We start from the raw sequence: 19,760 nt of genomic DNA, 5'->3' as shown, positions 1-19,760 counted from the left end.
AATTTTCTAAAAATTGGTAAAATTAAAACTCAAATAGACGTTGATTTGTTTACTTATATTTGGTTGTCAAAGATCACTCACTCTCACTCTCTCAACCAACTCGGTTAAGGTCTCTGTGTTTGTGGACGCGTATTATAGCACCGATTCACTTCACTGTCAAGGGTTTTTCGCCTTTTATGCAAAATTTGTTGAATTTTTTTATTTACTTACATAGTAATATATAAATTCCGCCCCTTTATGTCTATTTTATCTGGAGTGTTTTATAATCCGCTCTCATATCTATACTCAACTCAAGGAATGCCCATGCGTCTATTTTTTCTACTCCCGTTTTTGTACATGCTCTCCGGATGTATGGATACCGCTGAAGTGCCTTCTTCAGAAGAGCGGAAAAGCAGCACCCAGATCGAGAGTAACAAGATGGCTGCGGAAGAAGCGAAAGATGAATACAAAACGCTACAGGAACTGAGAGAAAAAGAGTAAATTGTGTTATTAACCTTAGATTAATGTCTGTGGACTATACTTTCTATAAAAATTAACAAGTGAAGGAATACTATTATGGCTTTATATGATAGAGACTATACATCGACAGAAGCTGGATACGTTCAAGAAGGCGCATCTGTAAGCTTCATGAAACAAACGTACCAGCTGCTGGCTGCGAGCATGATCGCTGCTGCTGCGGGGGCTTATGTAACGATGCCTTATGCTGAAACCATCATGCAATACAAATGGTTCATCTTTGGTGCTGAGCTTTTGATACTTTTCTTTGGACTTAGCATGTCAAGAGGGAAGGCCGGACTGAACCTGGCAATGCTTTTCGCATTCACATTTTTGACCGGTGTCTCTTTGGTACCGCTTTTGGCTTCACTCATCGGTGCGGGCAATGGTGCCGTGATCGGGAATGCGTTTCTGATGACCGCTGTACTGTTTGGTGCGTTGAGCCTGTTTGCGATCAACAGCAAAAAAGACTACGCTAGTTGGGGGAAACCGCTTTTCATCACACTGATCGTGGTGATCATCGCATCACTTGTGAATATGTTCCTCCTTCAAAGCCCGCTGATGCATGTGATCATCACAGCAGGAATATTACTGTTATTCAGTATTTTTACCATCTATGATACACAGAACATCGCGAATGGAGCCTATGACTCGCCTGTAGATGCAGCGGTGTCCCTTTACCTGGACTTCCTCAATATGTTCACTGCACTGCTACAGCTTCTCGGTATTTTCGGGAACGAAGACTAAAGAAGCCTTTTTAAAAGAAGCCTGCATCTCTGAGAGATGCCGCTTCTCTTGCTTACATTGCCCTGCCGTAGATCTTAGGCGGAAGGTGCGGTCAAAGATCTTGCTTTGACAAACAATACTTCAAACTCCAGATACGCCAAGGGATACCTTTTCATAAGCTGCTTCATCTGCGTATAGGTCAGCTGTTTATCTCCTCCGCTTACCCCGCTTTTTTTGATATAGCTGAACATCTCTCGTACGGTCTCAAAATGGAGTCTGTACTCCTTTATTTCAAACGCGGCATGGTAATATCTCTCTATCGTGGACCTCAGTACATTTTCGCTGTAGATAGGGGAGGTGATCTTGGCTGTCTGATGCAACGTTTTAAAGGTGTTGGAGGTGAAGATGGCAAAATAGGCCTGTGATGCTTTTTTTGAGATCTCAGAGAGCGTAAAGTCCAGGTCTTTGCTCCACTGCAAAGCAGAAGAGGAGAGTATCAGGCTGGGCGGTTCCAGGGAAAAGGTCTCAAATGTTTCAGGCTTGTTGAAATCAGCACATAATTTTTCGATCTCAGGGCCGGATGGGTGCAGTTCCAGCATCTTTTCTGAAGAGTCCAGTGCCATGAAACGGTCAAAAGAGACCTTCGTTCTTTCTATATTTCTGTACACTTCCCCGCTGCCGCACCCGATATCTATGATCGTCGTATAATGGGTACGGGGAAGCTGTTTTACCAGTGACTTGGCCACTTCTGCCTGGATCACATTATAGGTATCGTATTGGTGTGCAAACCGGGAAAACTCTTGAATGGCATTAGGCACCGGTCCCTCCTTGTATACGAAAATGGGATATTCATCGCCATTTCAACCTATTTTGGGTATAATCGCCGAAATTATACCCAAATTTAATGGGCTATCCAACAACATAAAGAGGCATAGATGACATCAACACTTTTAATCGTACAAATCGTACTTGCACTGGCAATCACAATCGCAGTACTGCTGCAGAAAAGTTCAAGCATAGGGCTTGGCGCATACAGCGGAAGTAACGAATCTGTATTTGGAGCAAAAGGACCGACGGGGTTCCTTGCAAAACTTACGTTTACCCTTGCGTTTGCATTCATCGTCAATACCTTGGCATTGGGCTACCTGTATACTACCGAAAGCACTGCATCTGTCGCAGACACGATCATACCTGAAAACAATGCAGCTGTACCGGCAGCACCGGCAACACCAGAAAATACGGTACCAGCAGCACCGGTAGCACCCTCTGCCAACTAGTCATACATCAAGAAGTCTTTCCTTCTTCTTGATGCCTTCTCCCCCTTCCTCTTCTAAATACATAACAAGGTAAAAAAGGGTAAAATTCCCTAAATCATAACTGAACTTCCTGGTATGCTCCAGGCGGTCACAACATCAAAAGGTTCAATAAGGAGAACGTTATGTTAGATGAGATTTTCGAACAGACAAAAGAAAATATGCAAAAGGCTATCGATGCCCTTAAGCGTGACTTTGCAACACTCAGAACAGGGAAGGTCACTACCGGTATCGTAGACAATATCAAAATAGATTATTACGGTACTATGACGGCACTCAATCAGGTAGGAAATGTCATCGCTACCGATGCGACGACCATCAGTATCACGCCTTGGGAAAAGTCTCTGCTTCCAGCTATTGAAAAAGCGATACAGGAGGCAAATATCGGTGTAAATCCCAACAATGACGGTGACTTCATTAAACTCTTTTTCCCGCCAATGACAAGTGAGCAGAGACAAGAGATCGTGAAGCAGGCAAAAGGGATGACCGAGCATGCAAAAGTCTCTATCAGAAATGTCAGAAAAGACGGGAACGACAAGGTCAAAAAGCTTGAAAAAGACAAAGAGATCAGTGAAGATGAATCTAAAAAAGCGCAAGAGCAGATACAAAAACTGACCGATGAGCATGTAGTCAAAGTAGATGAGGCTTTTAAAATCAAAGAAGCGGATATCCTTAAGGTATAGGCATGCAAAAATCTTATGATGTAGAACAGGCCTACAAGGATGCCAATGCTTTGCTTGAAGGGCACTTCCTTCTGGCAAGCGGCAATCACTCGAACCGATACCTTCAAAGTGCCAAAGTGCTTGAATATCCCAAAAAAGCCTCTTTGCTCACCGATGCCCTGGCAGAGATGATACGCTCGCACGGAATTGAAGTAGATACCGTGTGTGCCCCTGCGTTAGGCGGAGTACTTGCAGGCTATGAGCTGGCCCGTTCTCTGGATGTGCGTTCCATCTTTGTAGAAAAGGTGGATGGCGGTATGGAGCTGCGTCGTGGTTTTGAAGTCGCAAAAGGCGAGAAGATCATTATTTGTGAAGATATCATCACGACAGGCGGTTCGGCGCTAAAAGCGGCAAAAGCCATAGAAGCGCTGGGCGGTGTGGTCGTAGCGTTTGCCTCACTGGCGAACCGAGGCTTCTGCAAGCGTGTGGGCAGCGATATCGATGCCAAAGAAGCGTGCAGTCTTCCGGATGATATACCGCTGTTCTCGCTTGAGGATTTTACCTTTGAAATGTATGCGCCAGAAGAGTGCCCTATGTGCAAAGAGGGAAGTACGGCCATTAAACCGGGAAGCAAAGGCTAACGCTTTGCCTTGATGGCTTCGCTGCGTTCCGCACCCCAAGGGCATTTCCACCCGTTGGTCAGAGGGAACTATTCCGGTTCCGTCACTATGATCGTGAAACCATTCACGATCATTAAACGTTCCTCACTCTCCATACCACAGCACATATCTCTACATCTATATCTGTTTTTCTTGGTTTTATGCTAAATGTCTCTATCTCGCAATGATCCGCACTGTACTTTTCATTTAACAGATCTATTTTCTCTTCCAGTTCAACTTCCAGCGCTTCCAATGCTTCTTCAATACTGTAGATACGTTCTTCCGCCCTGCTCATCTCTCCACGCTCTTTGAGTATCTTCCCTCCTTTGCTTACTGCACGGCCTATCTTTGTCGGACTTGGACGCCCGAACAGGGCACCCAGTACCGCTATCCCTGCTTCTATCATGGAACCCGTAGAGTCCGAGGACTCTTTCTCTGCCCGCTCTTTGGCACGAGAGAGCCTTTCTAGAAGCATTTTCTCCTTTTTCCCGTAACGTATTTGAAGTTTTTCTATCTCGATCTCTTTTTGTTCATGAAGCATATCCTGCAGACGCACGATGAAGTCACTCCGTGTCTCATCTATTTTGGACTCCAGTTTGGGAGATCTGCAGCGCAGCAGTTCCAGTGCATGGTCACGGTAGAGTGTCTCTTTTAATTCTCTGATGGTCCTTCTTAATCCTTTGTCTTCCAGCACGATCTGAGGCAGAGGGTAAAACGTTGCATTCGAAGGTGCCGTATGCGGAAACCTGTCAAAACCAAGAGCCTCCTCTGTGGCATCCTCCCATGTTATGCGCTGCTGATCCTCCTCAAGAGGAAGAGAGATCTCAAGCGTTCTATCCAGATCTATCCCTCTTTGTTGCTGATAGAAATGTATGTTGGCCCTGGCTCCCAATGCCGGGGAGAATATATTTCGCCCTGAAGCATCCGGTTCGTAGTATTGAGGGATAGACGCATCGACATTTTGATAACTTTTCAGAGGAGTGCTCTTCTCAAGTATCTTCTCTCCGCTCTGCACCTCTGCATGCTGAAGAGATTTCTGCGCCTCCATCAGTGTAGATATCTCCTCTTTTTTCAGCGGGCCCTTGAGGTAGCTCAGCACCCAGCGTGTACTGAACAGCCTGATGTCATCCAGATGTGCACTTTTGAGAAAAAAAGTTCTCTTTTGGAGGTTTGACAAAAGCATCTTGATCTCTTTCTTATCAAACGTTGAACCGACTTTTCCTTCCAGCCCATCTATGACCCTCTCTATATCCTGTGTGGTCTGCAGCCTGCCGACAAACCATGTACCTATATTCGAAAGTCCTTTATAGTCCAGATCTACAGGGTTCTGGGTACTGAGCACCACACCGACGCCAAACGCTCTTGCCTGTTTGAGAAGCAGCAACATCGGCTCTTTGCTTGGCGGATTCTTTGTGGGAGGGAAAAATCCGAAGATCTCATCCATATAGAGCAGTGTTTTCAGTGCGGAGGTACCGCTTTGGCGACGCATCCATGCGATGTATCTGTTGAGCAGCAAGGTGACAAAGAACATACGCTCGTCATCATTCAGATGGGAGATGGAAAAGATCGCAATTTTTGCTTTACCCTCTTCATCGTACAACAGCTTTTGGATATCCAGGTTCTCCCCCTGCAGCCAAAGCGAAAAGCTCGGACTGGCGAGCAGCGCATTGAATTTGCTTGCCAGCTTAAAACGTTCGTCCTGCGGATAAAAGTCATCCAGCGTTAAAACGCCTATCTTTGAGAACGGCGGAGCAAGGATCTTTCCTATGATCGTTTCTATGTTCAGGTCCTCGTTGGCTATCCAGGATGTGGTGATGAGCTGGGCAAGGAGGATATACTCTTTTGACTCTAGCGGGTCCGCGTGAATACCCACCAAGGAGAGCAAGGAGGTCGTGGTACTTTTGAGATAGGAGGCAAAGGTATCGCCCTCTTCCATGATCTGTGCAGGCGGTACCTCGAGCGAGCTCATCACATTGACGGGTATCCCTGCAGTGCTGCCCGGGGTATAGATGGTTTTTTTCACCTCATGAAATTTTTGCACGCGCTGCGTCGTTTGGTCCCAGCTCTCTATGCCTTCTTTCCACATGGCAGCGATCTTTTCGGCATAGGCAGCACGGTCTGCCTCTTTGGATCTAGCTTCATCTTCTACCCATGGCTCGAATGCACTGGGAGAGAAGCTCGGATCTGTCAGACACAGGTTTCCCATATCTCCTTTGGGATCGATGACAATAGAAGGTATATTATCTATAGCCGCTTCTTCTATGATACCTACACCAAGCCCTGTTTTTCCAGAACCTGTCATCCCTATGATAGCGGCATGGGTCGTGAAATTCTTGTTCTTGAGCAGTGTCAGCGCCTCTTTGGCCTCCATACTTTGCCGGTCTATATCTTTTCCCAGATAGAACAGCCCCAACTTTTCATAGATCTCCTGCATCCCGAAACCCTTTCTGATCAAAATAACTGCTGTCTATTTTAGCGAAAGTTTGTTTAGTTTGTTTGGGTCTGCGATGGTGCAGAAGCGGGCGGGGGTGTTTCCGCTTCACGCTTCTTTGGCAGCGGTTTGGCAATTCCCTGTACCATAAAGCTGATGGGTTCTTTTCCTTTTTGCTGCATTAGGACCAGGACTTTATCTTTTTCATGATAGATATCAAAAAGTTCCAACTCTGACATCACAGGGTCCAGTTGAACTTTTGCTTCGGTCCTTGCCGGTAACTGATAGCCGTTCCCCTCTATACGGGCCAATGTATTCTTCTCTTTCAGTACAATCCAGCATACTTTTGCCGAAGGGAGGGCATAAAGCGAATTTTGAGTCTCTTCCATACATAGCCTGCTGAATTCATCTTTTTGGATCGTAATATTGCCGTCGGATCTTACTATGTCCAGATACAACACTTTGGTAACATTGGTCACCGCTTTGGACCTTTTCAGGTATTTTGCGAGATGCTGGTTGGAGTTTTGCAGCATATCCACAGCGCTGAAAAGTGCCACAATGACGATACCCAGAAGGGCAATCGATATCAGTACTTCCAAAAGGGTGAATGCTTTACGGTCGGACATCTGCCTCAGCCGTCCATCAGTCCGACACGAATGGCTTCTTCGTAACTTGTCTCTCCTGCCAGAAGCATCTCTTTAAGCTTATCGGAGATCGTTTTCATGCCACTCTTTTTCATGACCTCTCTGACCTGATAATCATTATATCCGTCTTTCATCATGGTTTTCACATCATCATCGATAATGAAAAGTTCACCGATGGCCTGTCTGCCGTTATAGCCTGTGAAGTCGCACTCTTTGCATCCTGCAGCCTTGAAATACCACTGGTCTTCAGGCACACCTATCTCCTGCGCTATGGCAGGGGCCAGCTTTGTCTCCTCTTTGCAGTGTATGCAAAGTTTACGTGTAAGCCTTTGTGCCAGTACTCCCAGGAGCGTTGAAGAGATGAGAAAGTTCTCTATGCCCATATCCATAAGGCGGCTCAGGGCAGAGGTTGCATCGTTGGTATGCAGTGTAGAAAGAAGCAGGTGCCCCGTCAATGCTGAACGCAGTGCGATCTCTGCTGTTTCGTTATCACGTATCTCCCCCACCATGATAATATCGGGGTCCTGCCTCAAAATAGAACGCAGCCCTGCCGCGAAAGTGAGCCCTACTTTGGTGTTCACCTGTATTTGAGAGATATTGTCCGCATTGTACTCGACGGGATCTTCTACGGTAATGATGTTCTTATCCGGGGTTGATACATGCTGCAGGCATGCATGGAGTGTGGTGGACTTCCCTGAACCGGTAGGACCTGTGACCAGTATCATCCCATGGGCATGGTTCAGCAGTCTGTAAAGGTCCCGGGTAACCTCCTCTGCAAAGCCCAAAGACTCGAGTGTGGGGATATGCTCCGTTTGCGCAAGTATACGCATAACGATCCTTTCACCATGGTAGGTTGGCAGGATGGAAACCCTCACATCGATCGTTTTGCCGGAAATTGCCAGCTGTGTACGTCCATCCTGAGGTACTCTTTTCTCTGAGATATCGAGGCTTGATATGACTTTGATACGGTTGATCACCAGTGTCACGATACTCTTTTCAAGATCAAGATGCTTTTTGAGCGCACCGTCTATACGCAAACGTACCTCGCCTTTTCGCTCTCCGCTCTCGATGTGGATATCACTTGCCCCTTTCTGCAGCGCCTGGAAAAAGAGTGAGTTGACCAGTTTGATGATAGGCGCGGACTCTTCGCTTGAAAGCAGGTCCTGTGAATTGCGGATGAACTCCAGCAGATCCGACTCCGCCTCTATGAGCTCCTCGGAAGTGGTCGCCATGGCTTCAAAGTCACTTCCCGTTTGGATCTCTAAAAATTTGTTCTTCAGTCTTTGGAAACTCCCTGCATCCACGATCGTGACAGGGTAGTCCAATGAGAGTTTTGCAAAATAGTTCAGCGCATCTCCCAGGGTCGCTTCTTCGACGATGCATGTTTCGACCCCGTCGATCAGAGAGAACAGCAGCGAGTGCTTCAGTGCGAGCTTATGGTTGATCTCCTCTTCCCAGAGCGGTTCAAGGTTGACATCCTGAAGACGAGGAAACCGCATTACACTTCCTCATCCAGGATACTTAGGTTGCTTTTGGGATTTCTCTGTATTCTTCTGCTCGCCGGTACCGTTGAGACGACCTCATCCTCTTCATAGCCTGCCGCCTGATTCAACCCTTTTCGAACATAGGCATTATACTTGGTCTGTATGTTCTCAAGCTCATTCAGTGCTTCACGCAGACGCTGCAGGTCTCCGCTCTCTCTTACGATATACGGGGTAAGATAGATCACTACATTGACCTTTGTGTCCACCTCTGCATTTGTGGTAAAGAGCTCTCCCAGGATAGGGATCTCACCCAAGATCGGCACTTTGGTGACATTTTTCCCTCCAGCACTTTTGATGAGCCCTCCCAGAATGATCGTTTCGCCATTGTTGACAATGGCATTGGTCGTGACTTTACGCTTGGTGGTGGTCGGGCGGTCCGCAGAAGCACTGGACCCAGGCAGGATATCTTCGATCTCCGCTTCTACTTCGAGCGTAACCTGATTGTTGCTTGAGAGTCTCGGCTTGACCTTCAGCGTGATCCCTATGTCCTCTCTTGAGTAGTTGTTGATGATGTTCCCCTGTCCCTGTGTAGTCTGCTGTGCCTGTGTCAGGATGGACTGGGTCTGTCCTACCTGCACAGAGGCCTCTTTGTTGTTGGTACAGAGCACCGACGGTTCGCTCAGGATATGCGCAGCGCCGTTCTGTTTGAGGAGGTCGATCTTTGCCCCCAGTGCGAAGACTTCTGAAATACCAGAATCAAATTGGAATGGTCTTTCAGTACTTGTCACAACCGTTTCTCCCACTAGAGTGGTTGTTTGATTATTCAAAAACCCGAGCAGTGTCGGAGAGACCATCAATGAAGAGGCACCCATATTGGCCGCGGCAGAGAAAAGCCCCTGGGAAGTGATGGCGCCCCCTTCAAATCCGTAGCTCAACCCTATACGTTCTGCCAGATCCGTATTGATCTCCACAATACGTGCTTTGACATACACCTGCACTTTAGGAATATCGATCTTGCTCACGGTTTCTCTGATGTTCTTCATCTGTTCTGCTGTCGCAAGTACGATCAGTGCATTTCTCTCGATATCCGAGACCACCATGGCTTTGCTTGGCGGGGTACTGCCTTTTGCTGGTGCCTTTACCGCAACGTCGTTCATCTGTGAGATCAGCTGGCTCATGATCTTCTCCATCTCTTCCACGTTGGAGTTTTGGAGCCTGATGACATGCATCTGCTGGGTGGTGCTCTCCCCTTTGATGTCAAGTTGCCTGATATACCGGATCATCTTGTTATTGTTGTTGGGCTGTCCTACCAGGATAATGGAGTTGGTCGCATCATCTTTAAAGATATCGACCGTTTCACTCTCGATCGTTTGGGGGAAGATCTTTTTTGCCATATTTTGCGCATTGGCGTAGACATCTTTCACGTTTGCGTTTTTCAGTTTGACCACCACGGATTTCTTTTCACCTGTCACCTCTACGGCATTGATGACTTTGGAGATGGATTCAAGTACCCTTGGGGTCGCCGTGACGGCCAAAACATTGTTCTCCTTGAAAGAGATCACCTGAGCACTTCTGTTCAAAAGCGGCTTGATCTTTGCACGAAGTACGGCTGCGTTGGTGTTCTTCAAAGGAAACATGACGGTCTTCATCGTCTCCCCCTTGACGGAGCTGCTTACATCCAGTCCTTCTCCTGCCGCATCCGTGCCTTTGACCACCTTGTAGTACTCGCCCTGATCGATGATGGTTAAGCCTTTGCTGCTCAAAATAGAGTTTGCCAGAGAGAAGAGCGCACTTTTTTTGATCGGCTTTGTGGATACAAAGTTGATCTGCCCTTTAAGGTCTGCTTCTATCAGAATGTTCTTTTGTGTGATTTTCGAAACCATCTCGATAAAATCTTTGACACTCAGGTCACGAAAGTTCACATCTACCGTTTCCTCTTCCGCATGCAACCCCGCAGACAATACGATCAATATACCCATAACAATTTTAGTTAACTTCATATTCCAACTCCATTTCTTCTTTTCCTCTTTCAATCACCAGTGTCAGGTTGTCGATATTTTCAATATTTTTATAGATGTCAAAAGCAACATTGTAATTATCGATCTTTTGACCGTTAATTGCCTTAATGACATCGCCTCTTTTCATCCCAAGCTTCTCAAAAGGGGAACCTTTTCGAATAAAGGTGACACGGAATCCCTCCAGCACATTGCCTTTTTTCACTTCTGTGATGCCGATGTTTTTGTATATATCATCCATGTTCTTAGCGTAATGCTGCACCAGTGACTTGTCAACGATCTTGTAGTCTCCTGCATCGATCACATTACCCTCTACCTCACTGGATGGCGTTCCTGCCGATGAAGGCGTGACACTTTTGATGCCTGCAGCGCCTTTGGTTTTGATCATCAAATCAACTTTATAGGTTTTCGCGTCTTTACTGAATGTCGCATAGTCATTTCCCGCCCCCTCAAGGACAAATCCATTGATCGCTTCTCCTTTGGAGAGGACCTTTGTTTTACGTTTATGCTCTATTGTCACGACGGTAGTATCCGAAGCATTGTAGATGGCCAAAAGGGTGATATCTTTAATGCTCCCTGCCGTCTCCAACGGTTTTTGCTGTGCTGTAGGAGCGGGTGCTTCACTGGGGCTCAGTTTCACTCTGTAGTAGAGGGCTTTGGGGCCTTTTGCTTCACTGTGCTGAACGCCCGCTGTAGGCAGCCACAGGAGTTCTACGGCAAACCAGAGCATTTTTACCACAAGCAGTATACCCAGCAGCATCCACACCCCTTTCAGTATCTGGGGGCTAAAAAGAGGTTTCATAGAACCATCCTTTCTCATCTTGTTTCAATTGGGGTTTTAGCATCTCTATGTTTTTGCTCTCATTGAAATCCAAACGTACTTTTCGTTCCTTCAGGTCCGCGAAACCTTCCATGTTGCCAAAAGAGCCGCTTGCCTCCAGGGAGACTCCGAGAGGAGAAAAGAGAGAATAGACTGCCGCTGCCTGCTCTGTCTCCTGCGGCATCATGTTTTTCAGGGAGTCATCCAGGTGAAGCGATTCAAGTGCCATACGATTGTAAAAAAGCAAGGTAAAGAGCTTCACCTCTTTGATGGTTCCCACATTGATCCCTTTTGCATAGAGCGTGACATCTTTGAGAGTGAGAGAGAACGGTCCTGTGTCGATAGTTTTTTCATTCAACTTTATATCATAGGCTGCAAGCGCCTCTTCAAGCTTGTAGTAAAGTTCCTGCTTGGGCATCAACACAAGTATGCTCAGCCACAGTACGATCATGAGGACAATACCCTTTTTTACCATTTGCATTTGAACTCCACATCATAGGATGAAGCTTTCTTGACAATGTTAAGCGTCTGTATCTCTACGGCTACATTTAATATCTTTGTGACCAGTTGGTTTAACTCTCTTGCCGTAAGATCTGTATAGGTCGCTGTCACCTTTTTACTTTTATTGCTCCATTTTACCTTGGCCTGGGGGGCAACCGTATGAAGCTGTTCCACCTTTTTGCCGGTCTTTGTATCAGACCATATCTTCTGCAGAGCAACCACTTCTCTGATCTCTCCGGCAGAGCGCTTTACTTCCGCCATCATATCGGCCTGGGCAGAAACCTGTGCGGATTTGTATCCATATCCGATCAGCATCAGCAGGAATGCAGCCAATACGATCAGTTCATTCTGGTATTTTTTCCACATCATAGGGCGCCCTCGATCCTGACATCATTGCTCCCTGCCACATCGGCAGCATTCAGTTGGTGCTTTTGCGCCAATGTTTTTACACGTTTGGCTACCCCTGCATCTTTGCAGGCAAACTGTACCCTGAAGCGCTTTTCGTCCATCTCGAATGATGTCAGTATCACTCCTTTGAAGATCAGCTCCGATACTATTTTGACAGTTTCGCGTTTCTTTCGTTCTGCGGTATCGATCGTTCTGTACTTTGCAAGGATACTGTCCCGTTTGTAGGTGCTCTGCAAAGAGGGGTAAGCCTCGAGCAATGCCTGCAGCTGCGCTTCTTCTGCTTTGATTGTGTCGCCGTACCGCCAGCCCTCCACAAAGAACATAAGGGAAAAAATCGTAAAGACCGCTGCAAGTATCGAAGCCTGTCTCCTGCTGATCACAGAACCATAGGCACCCGGCAGCACCACCCCTTTTTTAGGAGTGAAGCGGTTGTCAAACACCAAAGAAGGTTCTTCCTCTTCGCTCAGTACCGCTCTTGGAACCACCACGACCACATCGTCCAGTGATACCAGTGCTTCATTCTCTCCCAAAGCGAAAGGTTTGTCAAAAAGAGCAGCCGACTGCTGTGCGAAAAAGATCTTTGAGATATTTTCCGGAGCAAACCCTTTGCTCTGCAAAAATGTCGTGATCTTTTCCATATCATAGGCAAGAAAGACCCATGCCTCTTCTTCTTTCCACACCATATAATCATAGTCTCTGCCTTCTTCAAGCAATCCCTCGAACAGCGAAGGAGCGATACGCTTGGCCTGATAGGCATACTTGATAGGCAGTATTTCTTTTTTGAGTGTATAGAACTGCGGCGGCAGCATGACATTGACGGTCTCTGCCAGGCTTGCTTGCTTCATGGCCGGATGCGCAAAGATCAACTCTTTAGTATTTCCCATAAAATTCAAAATGTTTTGCCTCTCCGTCAATGTATTCAAACCTAAACCTGTACTGCTGTTCTGCAAGCGCATACGACACAGAGCATCCGGCTGCCTCCACAAATGTCTTGCCTGCCAGGATATTGCTTCTTTCAGTATACTCCCCGCCATTCTCACGCACAAAATCCTCCAGCGAGCCTCTTTCTGGGAAAGAGGACCACTCTTTCACCGTTTCCACATCGATATCAAAAAGATAAGCGATCAGCTCCGGCGAACTGTATTTGGCATCTATCTTTTCTGCCTGGGGAGAAAAACTAAAATATTTTTCCCAAGGGACCGTTCCAATCTCGGAGTCATCCGTTTCAAACTGATATCTCTCCAATATCGCTGCAAATTGATGATAAGATATAATACCGTTTTTTTGGTGAAGTCTGCTTTGCTCTTTTTGCACCGGTTTGTTTTCGTTTCCTATCTCTTCGATCAGCATCTCCCGCAGTCTTCCTGCATCCTCGATAGTATACTCCAGGGCAAGGGTGTCAAAAAGCTCCTGGGCTACGGTATATTGTGCCGTTTTTTGACTGTTGTTTTCCAGTCCCAGCCAGTTGATGTTCACGCCTTTATACAAAGGGTCGCATTGCAACACCAGTGAAAACCTTTCATCTTCCGTACGCAGAGGCAATGCCGTACTGTATAGTACAGAAAAAAGTGTTTCTTTATTTTTAAAACCTTGAAATATATTTGTTATATTTGTATGGTATATATCTGCCTGTATAAGTGCTTTGGTATCGCTTGAATCCTGCTGGACCTCATCAAAATAGCTCAAAAGAACAGTCGCCAATGCAATGACGACCGATAAGACAGACAAGGTGACCAAAAGGGCGAAACCCTCTCTGTTCTTCGCTATCATCGGGGTACTGTGGGTTTTATCCATCTAAAAGCTCTATTAAAGTAAAATTTGTACAACTAACACTAAAAATTATACCCAAGCAAACTAAAGGATGCACATGAAACAACCTACACCGATGAGAGCCGGTTTCTCTCTGATAGAACTACTGATCGTTATCGTTATCCTTGGAGGGCTGGTTGCCGTGGTGGCACCGGGGCTTATGGATGCCGCAGATGAGGCAAAAAGGGATACCGTCTGTTTAAAGATGAACGATGTGGGCAAAAGGCTGGACATGTTCAAACTAGATAACGGAACCTACCCTGACACCGAAGAGGGGATCGAGGCACTTTTGAGCAACCCCGATGAGGACAAATACCCCAACTACCGTGCCACCCCTTACCTGAAAGCATTGCCTAAAGACTCGTGGAAAACACCTTTTGTCTATATCAAAAAGGGTACTGAGTTCGAACTGATCTCTTTTGCCGCTGACAGGAAAGAAGGAGGAGAAGACAGCAACAGGGACATACTTTTTAGCGAATGCAATAAATAAGCCATCCCTATGTCCTGTCTCAAGAGATATACGATCCGCAAGGGGTTCTCACTGATCGAACTCCTTATTGTGATACTCATACTCTCTATCGTCTATTTTCTTGGATTCGAGGGAGTGGAGATAGGCAAACCAAAACCCAAAGCACTGACCCCTCTGACACTTAAATCCACGATCACTTCATCGGAACTCTTTGAGGGACAGGCCACGCTGCTCTGCATCAACAAGTGCCGCTCCTGTTATCTTAGAAAAGATGTGACTTCTGCTTTTGAGGAGTATACGGGTCCTATTGACCTTGGAGAAATTGAGGTGTACACCCTTGACCGGTTCGATACACTCACCCAGATAGAGTATGGCAGATACGAGGACCAGAAGATCTGTCTGGTCATGAATTTCTATACCAATGGGAGCGCTACGCAGATGATCCTGAAAAACGATGAGGGGGCCTATTTCCTTCCTGCTTTTTTTGGAGAACCCCAAAGGTTCTTGTCTGTGGAAGAGGCAGAAGAACATTGGCTGAGAAACAGCAGAACCGTTTCCGACAGCGGAGCATACTATTGAAAAGATCGGACCTGAGAACCTTGCGCCCTGCCTTCACCATTATTGAGATCCTGATCTCTGTGATCATCATTTCTCTTGCGATCATTCCTGTACTGAAACTGCATACAAGCAGCCATGAACAGATCGTCTATATCTCAGAGAGGAACAAACGCGCTTTACAGGATTCACTCTTTGTGGACCCTGCTATTTTTAGCTACCATCAGGATACCAAAACAGCCTATGATGTTTTGGGCGGGCTCTTCAAAGTGCAAGAGCAGGAGAGCCGTGAGATCTTGAAGAAGACCGAGAGAGACATCTTTATCCCCGAACCCGTAGAGCTTATTCCTGCCGAAGAGGAGGGGGCACCTACTGCCACTGCGAATGCTGTGATGCTGAAGGGAAAGCACTCTTCTATCTACTATCATCTGAAACTAGAGGGGTTTTAACCTTTTGGATGTTTTGATAAATGCGATGAACAGCCCCAGCCCCACCCCCATCAACAGGGCATTACCCAAAAGGTCGTGGGACCAATAGAAGTTCCCCTGCCCCTCCTCCTGCTTTACAAAATAGACCACCAGCAGAATACGCAGTATATTCACCAGTGTAAAGAGTAGATATCCCAAGCCCATCCACACGACCTTATGCCGCACAGAAGAGGGGTATGCGAGTATCGCGGCAAATAAAAAGAGTATAGGTATCATACCGTTGCATGCCTGGTCAATAATGATCTTATAGTGCGGGTTGATCCAGATGTCTATCCCCTGCAGCTGTGCAGGTTCTAAAAAAAGACCCAGAAAAAAAAGCGTGAGTGCCGTTTGTGCCTCATTGATGGAGCTTGCAACGATATTGGTATCCGCATACAGCAGCGCGAACAGGAGGAGGAGAAGCAAAAAATAGCGTGCGGCAAATCGTTTCATCCTGTACTATAGCAAGATACAGCTAAAAAAGTTATAATACTTCTAATCAACAGCAAGGACACAGCGCGGATGCTTTTTAAGTATAAAGGTTTTGACAAAACAGGGAAAAAGGTCAAAGGTACTGTCACAGCCAGTTCTATAGAAGAAGCGGCTCAGAAACTCCGCACGCAGCATATCTACCATGAAGGGCTTACCCCCACCAAAGAGTTTTCGCTTGAAGCCTTTTCCAAGCGACAGATGCCCGGAGAACTGCTGAGCACCTTTTCCAAGGAGCTCTCCTCCTATCTACACTCGGGCATGACCATTCTTACGGCCATCAAACTGCTTGAGAACCAGCACGAGGGAGAAAAGAGATATGTCTCTTTTCTCAACTCTCTCAAAACGATGATCGATGAAGGGAAGTCCCTTTACCATGCTTTGAATACGCAAAAGGTCTATACCCTCCCGGAATTTTTTCTCCAAAGTCTCAATGTGGCCGGGCAGAGCGGAAAAATGGTCGAGGTGTTGACCAACATGGGAAACTTTTTTTCCGCACAGAACAAGGTGAAGAAACAGGTCAAAGGCGCTATGACCTACCCTGCCATCATTTTTACCGTTGCCATCGGTATGACCTCTTTTCTTATCGCTTTTGTGGTGCCCAAGATCACAGAGATCTTTGAGGATACAGGGCAGGAACTCCCTCCGATCACACAGTTTGTACTCGGACTCAGCGACTTTTTGACCGCCCACTATGTGGCTATCATTGTCACCATTCTTTTTGTGATCGTTGCGTTCAAACTCTCCTATGCCAAACTGGATACTTTTCACCGTATCGTTGATTCCCTGCTGCTGAAAATGCCTGTACTGGGTACACTGATCCAAAACCATGAATTGGGCAGGTTCTCCTACATCCTCTCCCTGATGCTGAGCTCGGGAGTCGCCTATGCTCAGGCGGTGCAATTGGCCAAGGCCACTTTTGGCAATTACGGCCTCAGGGACCTGTTCGAAAAAGCCTCTGTGAAAGTACTGGAGGGGAACAAACTCTCGAACTCTCTTCAGCTCTCAAAAGGGGTGAAGCTCAAACGTAACTTCATGCAGTCTCTGGCCCTGGGAGAAGAGTCCAGTGAAGTGGCACAGATCCTGCACAACACCTCGGCACTTTACGCAGAAGAGAATGAGGACAAGCTCAAACTTCTTTTAGGTTTGCTTGAACCTTTTATGATGCTCTTTATCGGCCTTGTGGTGGGTATCATCGTCTCGGCAATGCTGCTCCCTATCTTTACAATGACGCAGGGGTTACAATAGATGCGAACCTTTAAAGCAGTGCTGTTCTCTGCCCTAGTGAGCCTTAGCCAGGTGCATGCCGACGCCATAGGAGGCGAAGCCTCTCTCGGCTTCTTCAATCATGCTCCCGGCGGCAGCGCTTCCTACAGGGGAACCGCTTCCGATATGGAAGAGACTTTGGGCTTTAGTGAAAAGCAGGACCTCTTTTTCAAAACCTATCTTGAACACCCTTTTCCTCTGCTTCCCAACGTGAAATTGAGCTATACTGCATTGTCGCATGACGGTAGCAGCCATGTGGAGCTTTTTTCATGGGGGGATATTGTCGACTTTGACGGAACCATTGACAGCAGCCTCTCTCTTGACTTTACGGATGTGACACTCTATTATGAAGTGCTTGACAACTGGATGGAAATGGATGCAGGACTTACACTGAGGTACCTCACCGGCGATATCACTGTCAATAACAATCTGAAGCGCGAACATGTAGGTTTCTCCACCTGGGCGCCGATGCTTTACGGAAAGGCCCGCTTCAATGTGCCTGCAACAGATCTCTCTTTGCAGCTTGAAGCCAATGCCGTCAGCTACTGGGACCTTGTTGCCTATGACTATGAACTCTCTGCACGGTATACCCTGGCCATGGGTGTCGGTCTGGAAGCCGGCTATAAATCATTTTATCTCGACAGCGACGACCTGACAGACGGATTTCATGCAGATATAGATTTTTCCGGTCCCTATGCCGCCGTGATCTGGGATTTTTAATGGCGAAACAGCGTTTTAGAGATATCAAACAGGGCAGGCAGAAAAAGCAGGCTCCAAACACGCCTGCCGCCGACAACCCCGCCTATACTTCAGCAGGATTGAAAATAAAGGCTTTTTTGACCGATGCCTTTATGCTGCTGATGCCGATCATGTATATCGTTTTCTATCTTGTGATGGACGGCAGAGAAGATTTTGCCGAGCATAAACTGGCAGGCTGGATCTATATACTTGTCCCTTTGATCATCGTACAGACGCTCTTTATGTACAGGACGGGACAAACACCCGGATACCGTGCCTACAATATCACCCTCATTGATGCACACACCCGAACCAGACCCTCTTTAGGGGTCATCGTTTTTCGAAATTCGGCCGCGATCCTCTCTTTTTTCACAATTTTTGGCTGGCTGCTTATGTTCTTTAGAAAAGACCATAAAACACTGCATGACCTCCTCTCTGCAACAGCGGTCGTAGACAAAAAATGAGACTGTCGCCTGCCCTCCTTTCACCCCTTTTAGGTGCTTACTACTTTTTTTATTTCGCCCTGGTGGGTATCTATGTCATTTTCATGCCAAAAGTACTGCTGGACCTTGCATATACTCCCTATGAAGTGGGTATCATTTTTGCCGCTGCCCCTTTCATGCGTTTTCTGCTTCCCTTTGTGTTCAGGCATGCCGTCTCTTTGACCCCGAAGGTTTATCAGCTCTCCCTGCTTTTTACCTTTGCAAGTACCCTTCTCTTTTTGGCCACCGTCAGTGATTTCTGGGTCTATCTTGCTGCCAATCTTCTTTTTGGTGCTGCCATGGGGATCTCTCTTCCCTATGTGGAGACGATAGCGCTCGCCTCCATGTCCAGACATCATTACGGGAAAGTGCGGCTCTGGGGATCGCTTGGTTTTATGGGTATTGCCCTCTGGCTGGGGAAAGTGCTCGATTCGCCCTACGAGGCCCTCTATTATTTGAGCACTATGGCATTTTTAACCCTGCTCTTTGGTGCCATTCTCACAAAGTATGACACGATCTCCCACTCCAGTGCACAAGAGGATGCCTCCTTCTCGCTCTCCAAATACTGGGCCTTTTGGATCTCTGTCTTTTTAATGCAGGTAGGATTTGGCGGATTCTATAACTTCTTTACCATCTACGAAACCGACCATGGTATTTCGCTTGAAATGACAAGCTGGATGTGGAGCTTTGGTGTGGTATGTGAAATCTTCATGCTCTATTTTCAGGGACCGTTGCTGCAAAGGAATCTGCTGCATATCCTGCAGTTTGCCACGCTCGTCACTGCAGGAAGATGGATGCTGCTCTATCTCTATCCGGACTCGGTACTCCTGACCTTTGCATCCCAGTCCCTGCATGCCATCAGTTTTGCACTCTACCATACGGCTGCGATCACCTATGTGTTTTCGCTCTATACGCAAAAAAAGCTTGCACAGCAGTTTTTCCTCGGCATCAGCTTTGGTCTCGGAGCTTCTGTCGGTGCGGTACTTTCCGGGCAGATCTACGGCGAATACCTCTTCCTGATAGAATCCCTGATCACCTTTGCCGCATTTCTCGTCCTGATTGTCCATCAAAAACGTAAAACGGCACTGCCGGCATGAAACAGGCTATCATGAAAAGATCTATCCCTGCCGTCATCATCGCCGGAGGAAAAAGTTCCCGTATGGGCGAAGACAAAGCACTCCTTCCCTTTGGACCATACCGGAGTCTTGCCGAATTCCAGTATCATAGGCTGAGCAGCTTGTTTGAAACCGTCTATATCTCGGCAAAAAAGCATAAATTCGATTTCAGCTGCAGGGTCATTGAAGATATCCATCAAGAGAGTTCTCCG

General features: G+C 46.9%; 24 protein-coding genes. 13 read left to right on the top strand and 11 right to left on the bottom strand.

Going from position 1 to position 19,760, the window contains the following annotated elements; genetic code table 11:
* Positions 1–303: 303 nt before the first annotated feature.
* Positions 304–480: a hypothetical protein gene (locus tag VIM88_RS06290; protein ID WP_331862036.1), complete on the top strand. Its 177-nt coding sequence runs from the start codon at positions 304–306 to the stop codon at positions 478–480.
* 75 nt (positions 481–555) lie between these two features.
* On the top strand, positions 556–1,242 hold the full coding sequence (locus VIM88_RS06285) for a Bax inhibitor-1/YccA family protein (protein ID WP_331862035.1): 687 nt from the start codon (positions 556–558) through the stop codon (positions 1,240–1,242).
* Between the two features lie 74 nt (positions 1,243–1,316).
* Here the strand turns inward: VIM88_RS06285 and VIM88_RS06280 are convergent, their stop codons facing one another.
* On the bottom strand, positions 1,317–2,039 hold the full coding sequence (locus tag VIM88_RS06280; protein ID WP_331862034.1) for a methyltransferase domain-containing protein: 723 nt from the start codon (positions 2,037–2,039) through the stop codon (positions 1,317–1,319).
* Positions 2,040–2,156: 117 nt separating this feature from the next.
* Here VIM88_RS06280 and secG point away from each other — a divergent pair, with 117 nt between their 5' ends.
* The 3 genes from secG to pyrE all read left to right on the top strand — a co-directional run bounded on the left by secG (position 2,157) and on the right by pyrE (position 3,837).
* On the top strand, positions 2,157–2,498 hold the full coding sequence (gene secG, locus VIM88_RS06275) for a preprotein translocase subunit SecG (protein ID WP_331862033.1): 342 nt from the start codon (positions 2,157–2,159) through the stop codon (positions 2,496–2,498).
* 161 nt (positions 2,499–2,659) lie between these two features.
* Positions 2,660–3,217: a ribosome recycling factor gene (gene frr / locus VIM88_RS06270; protein WP_331862032.1), complete on the top strand. Its 558-nt coding sequence runs from the start codon at positions 2,660–2,662 to the stop codon at positions 3,215–3,217.
* 2 nt (positions 3,218–3,219) lie between these two features.
* Positions 3,220–3,837 (top strand): orotate phosphoribosyltransferase, encoded by a 618-nt coding sequence (pyrE, locus tag VIM88_RS06265; protein WP_331862031.1) that lies wholly within the window; start codon positions 3,220–3,222, stop codon positions 3,835–3,837.
* Between the two features lie 112 nt (positions 3,838–3,949).
* On the opposite strand, the gene VIM88_RS06260 is transcribed toward pyrE, so the two are convergent.
* Genes VIM88_RS06260 through VIM88_RS06220 form a run of 9 tightly spaced genes read right to left on the bottom strand, consistent with a single transcriptional unit; the run spans position 3,950 to position 13,952 of the window.
* On the bottom strand, positions 3,950–6,289 hold the full coding sequence (locus VIM88_RS06260) for an ATP-binding protein (protein ID WP_331862030.1): 2,340 nt from the start codon (positions 6,287–6,289) through the stop codon (positions 3,950–3,952).
* Between the two features lie 53 nt (positions 6,290–6,342).
* Complete coding sequence (locus VIM88_RS06255) at positions 6,343–6,912, bottom strand: prepilin-type N-terminal cleavage/methylation domain-containing protein (RefSeq protein ID WP_331862029.1); 570 nt, start codon at positions 6,910–6,912, stop codon at positions 6,343–6,345.
* Positions 6,913–6,917: 5 nt separating this feature from the next.
* Positions 6,918–8,429: a GspE/PulE family protein gene (locus VIM88_RS06250; protein WP_331862028.1), complete on the bottom strand. Its 1,512-nt coding sequence runs from the start codon at positions 8,427–8,429 to the stop codon at positions 6,918–6,920.
* On the bottom strand, positions 8,429–10,414 hold the full coding sequence (gene gspD, locus VIM88_RS06245) for a type II secretion system secretin GspD (RefSeq protein ID WP_331862027.1): 1,986 nt from the start codon (positions 10,412–10,414) through the stop codon (positions 8,429–8,431). Before gspD ends, VIM88_RS06250 begins: the two co-directional genes overlap by 1 nt.
* Positions 10,401–11,231, bottom strand: a complete 831-nt coding sequence (locus VIM88_RS06240) for a PDZ domain-containing protein (protein ID WP_331862026.1) — start codon at positions 11,229–11,231, stop codon at positions 10,401–10,403. Before VIM88_RS06240 ends, gspD begins: the two co-directional genes overlap by 14 nt.
* Entirely contained in the window at positions 11,215–11,730 is a 516-nt protein-coding gene (locus VIM88_RS06235; protein ID WP_331862025.1) for a hypothetical protein, read from the bottom strand. Before VIM88_RS06235 ends, VIM88_RS06240 begins: the two co-directional genes overlap by 17 nt.
* Positions 11,718–12,119 carry a hypothetical protein gene (locus VIM88_RS06230; protein WP_331862024.1) on the bottom strand — a complete coding sequence of 134 codons (402 nt, stop codon included), beginning with the start codon at positions 12,117–12,119 and terminating at the stop codon, positions 11,718–11,720. Before VIM88_RS06230 ends, VIM88_RS06235 begins: the two co-directional genes overlap by 13 nt.
* Positions 12,116–13,042, bottom strand: a complete 927-nt coding sequence (locus VIM88_RS06225; protein ID WP_331862023.1) for a hypothetical protein — start codon at positions 13,040–13,042, stop codon at positions 12,116–12,118. Before VIM88_RS06225 ends, VIM88_RS06230 begins: the two co-directional genes overlap by 4 nt.
* On the bottom strand, positions 13,029–13,952 hold the full coding sequence (locus tag VIM88_RS06220; protein WP_331862022.1) for a hypothetical protein: 924 nt from the start codon (positions 13,950–13,952) through the stop codon (positions 13,029–13,031). Before VIM88_RS06220 ends, VIM88_RS06225 begins: the two co-directional genes overlap by 14 nt.
* Positions 13,953–14,025: 73 nt before the next feature.
* Between VIM88_RS06220 and gspG the strand changes: the two genes are divergently transcribed.
* Genes gspG through VIM88_RS06205 form a run of 3 tightly spaced genes read left to right on the top strand, consistent with a single transcriptional unit; the run spans position 14,026 to position 15,440 of the window.
* The gene (gene gspG, locus VIM88_RS06215) at positions 14,026–14,457 is read left to right on the top strand and encodes a type II secretion system major pseudopilin GspG (RefSeq protein ID WP_331862021.1); all 432 of its coding nucleotides are present in this window, start codon (positions 14,026–14,028) and stop codon (positions 14,455–14,457) included.
* Between the two features lie 9 nt (positions 14,458–14,466).
* Complete coding sequence (locus tag VIM88_RS06210; protein ID WP_331862020.1) at positions 14,467–15,015, top strand: prepilin-type N-terminal cleavage/methylation domain-containing protein; 549 nt, start codon at positions 14,467–14,469, stop codon at positions 15,013–15,015.
* The gene (locus VIM88_RS06205) at positions 15,012–15,440 is read left to right on the top strand and encodes a hypothetical protein (RefSeq protein ID WP_331862019.1); all 429 of its coding nucleotides are present in this window, start codon (positions 15,012–15,014) and stop codon (positions 15,438–15,440) included. The genes VIM88_RS06210 and VIM88_RS06205 overlap by 4 nt, the downstream gene beginning before the upstream one ends.
* Here VIM88_RS06205 and VIM88_RS06200 read toward each other — a convergent pair.
* A complete protein-coding gene (locus VIM88_RS06200) occupies positions 15,426–15,911 on the bottom strand; it encodes an exosortase/archaeosortase family protein (protein WP_331862018.1) in 486 nt (161 codons plus the stop codon). The two genes, VIM88_RS06205 and VIM88_RS06200, sit on opposite strands and share 15 nt — an antisense overlap.
* A 69-nt stretch (positions 15,912–15,980) precedes the next feature.
* On the opposite strand from VIM88_RS06200, the gene VIM88_RS06195 reads away from it, so the two are divergent.
* From VIM88_RS06195 to VIM88_RS06175, 5 genes are all read left to right on the top strand, one after another.
* Positions 15,981–17,195 carry a type II secretion system F family protein gene (locus VIM88_RS06195; protein ID WP_331862017.1) on the top strand — a complete coding sequence of 405 codons (1,215 nt, stop codon included), beginning with the start codon at positions 15,981–15,983 and terminating at the stop codon, positions 17,193–17,195.
* Entirely contained in the window at positions 17,196–17,933 is a 738-nt protein-coding gene (locus tag VIM88_RS06190; protein WP_331862016.1) for a TIGR04219 family outer membrane beta-barrel protein, read from the top strand.
* Positions 17,933–18,415 (top strand): RDD family protein, encoded by a 483-nt coding sequence (locus VIM88_RS06185; protein ID WP_331862015.1) that lies wholly within the window; start codon positions 17,933–17,935, stop codon positions 18,413–18,415. The genes VIM88_RS06190 and VIM88_RS06185 overlap by 1 nt, the downstream gene beginning before the upstream one ends.
* The gene (locus VIM88_RS06180; protein WP_331862014.1) at positions 18,412–19,530 is read left to right on the top strand and encodes an MFS transporter; all 1,119 of its coding nucleotides are present in this window, start codon (positions 18,412–18,414) and stop codon (positions 19,528–19,530) included. The genes VIM88_RS06185 and VIM88_RS06180 overlap by 4 nt, the downstream gene beginning before the upstream one ends.
* An 11-nt stretch (positions 19,531–19,541) precedes the next feature.
* Positions 19,542–19,760: NTP transferase domain-containing protein (locus VIM88_RS06175; RefSeq protein WP_331862013.1), on the top strand; the 219-nt coding region annotated here is incomplete at its 3' end.

It is taken from the genome of Sulfurovum sp., from assembly GCF_036568385.1.
Taxonomy (GTDB): Bacteria; Campylobacterota; Campylobacteria; order Campylobacterales; family Sulfurovaceae; genus Sulfurovum.
Note: the sequence above shows the minus strand (reverse complement) of the source record. Positions and strands in the feature narration are given on the sequence as shown.

What these genes read in the sequence shown, in the direction of transcription:
- VIM88_RS06290 (WP_331862036.1), top strand. Translation starts at nt 304, where the DNA reads ATGCGTCTATTTTTTCTACTCCCGTTTTTGTACATGCTCTCCGGATGT.
- VIM88_RS06285 (WP_331862035.1), top strand. Translation starts at nt 556, where the DNA reads ATGGCTTTATATGATAGAGACTATACATCGACAGAAGCTGGATACGTT.
- secG (WP_331862033.1), top strand. Translation starts at nt 2,157, where the DNA reads ATGACATCAACACTTTTAATCGTACAAATCGTACTTGCACTGGCAATC.
- frr (WP_331862032.1), top strand. Translation starts at nt 2,660, where the DNA reads ATGTTAGATGAGATTTTCGAACAGACAAAAGAAAATATGCAAAAGGCT.
- pyrE (WP_331862031.1), top strand. Translation starts at nt 3,220, where the DNA reads ATGCAAAAATCTTATGATGTAGAACAGGCCTACAAGGATGCCAATGCT.
- VIM88_RS06260 (WP_331862030.1), bottom strand. Translation starts at nt 6,289, where the DNA reads ATGCAGGAGATCTATGAAAAGTTGGGGCTGTTCTATCTGGGAAAAGAT.
- VIM88_RS06255 (WP_331862029.1), bottom strand. Translation starts at nt 6,912, where the DNA reads ATGTCCGACCGTAAAGCATTCACCCTTTTGGAAGTACTGATATCGATT.
- VIM88_RS06250 (WP_331862028.1), bottom strand. Translation starts at nt 8,429, where the DNA reads ATGCGGTTTCCTCGTCTTCAGGATGTCAACCTTGAACCGCTCTGGGAA.
- gspD (WP_331862027.1), bottom strand. Translation starts at nt 10,414, where the DNA reads ATGAAGTTAACTAAAATTGTTATGGGTATATTGATCGTATTGTCTGCG.
- VIM88_RS06240 (WP_331862026.1), bottom strand. Translation starts at nt 11,231, where the DNA reads ATGAAACCTCTTTTTAGCCCCCAGATACTGAAAGGGGTGTGGATGCTG.
- VIM88_RS06235 (WP_331862025.1), bottom strand. Translation starts at nt 11,730, where the DNA reads ATGCAAATGGTAAAAAAGGGTATTGTCCTCATGATCGTACTGTGGCTG.
- VIM88_RS06230 (WP_331862024.1), bottom strand. Translation starts at nt 12,119, where the DNA reads ATGATGTGGAAAAAATACCAGAATGAACTGATCGTATTGGCTGCATTC.
- VIM88_RS06225 (WP_331862023.1), bottom strand. Translation starts at nt 13,042, where the DNA reads ATGGGAAATACTAAAGAGTTGATCTTTGCGCATCCGGCCATGAAGCAA.
- VIM88_RS06220 (WP_331862022.1), bottom strand. Translation starts at nt 13,952, where the DNA reads ATGGATAAAACCCACAGTACCCCGATGATAGCGAAGAACAGAGAGGGT.
- gspG (WP_331862021.1), top strand. Translation starts at nt 14,026, where the DNA reads ATGAAACAACCTACACCGATGAGAGCCGGTTTCTCTCTGATAGAACTA.
- VIM88_RS06210 (WP_331862020.1), top strand. Translation starts at nt 14,467, where the DNA reads ATGTCCTGTCTCAAGAGATATACGATCCGCAAGGGGTTCTCACTGATC.
- VIM88_RS06200 (WP_331862018.1), bottom strand. Translation starts at nt 15,911, where the DNA reads ATGAAACGATTTGCCGCACGCTATTTTTTGCTTCTCCTCCTCCTGTTC.
- VIM88_RS06195 (WP_331862017.1), top strand. Translation starts at nt 15,981, where the DNA reads ATGCTTTTTAAGTATAAAGGTTTTGACAAAACAGGGAAAAAGGTCAAA.
- VIM88_RS06190 (WP_331862016.1), top strand. Translation starts at nt 17,196, where the DNA reads ATGCGAACCTTTAAAGCAGTGCTGTTCTCTGCCCTAGTGAGCCTTAGC.
- VIM88_RS06185 (WP_331862015.1), top strand. Translation starts at nt 17,933, where the DNA reads ATGGCGAAACAGCGTTTTAGAGATATCAAACAGGGCAGGCAGAAAAAG.
- VIM88_RS06180 (WP_331862014.1), top strand. Translation starts at nt 18,412, where the DNA reads ATGAGACTGTCGCCTGCCCTCCTTTCACCCCTTTTAGGTGCTTACTAC.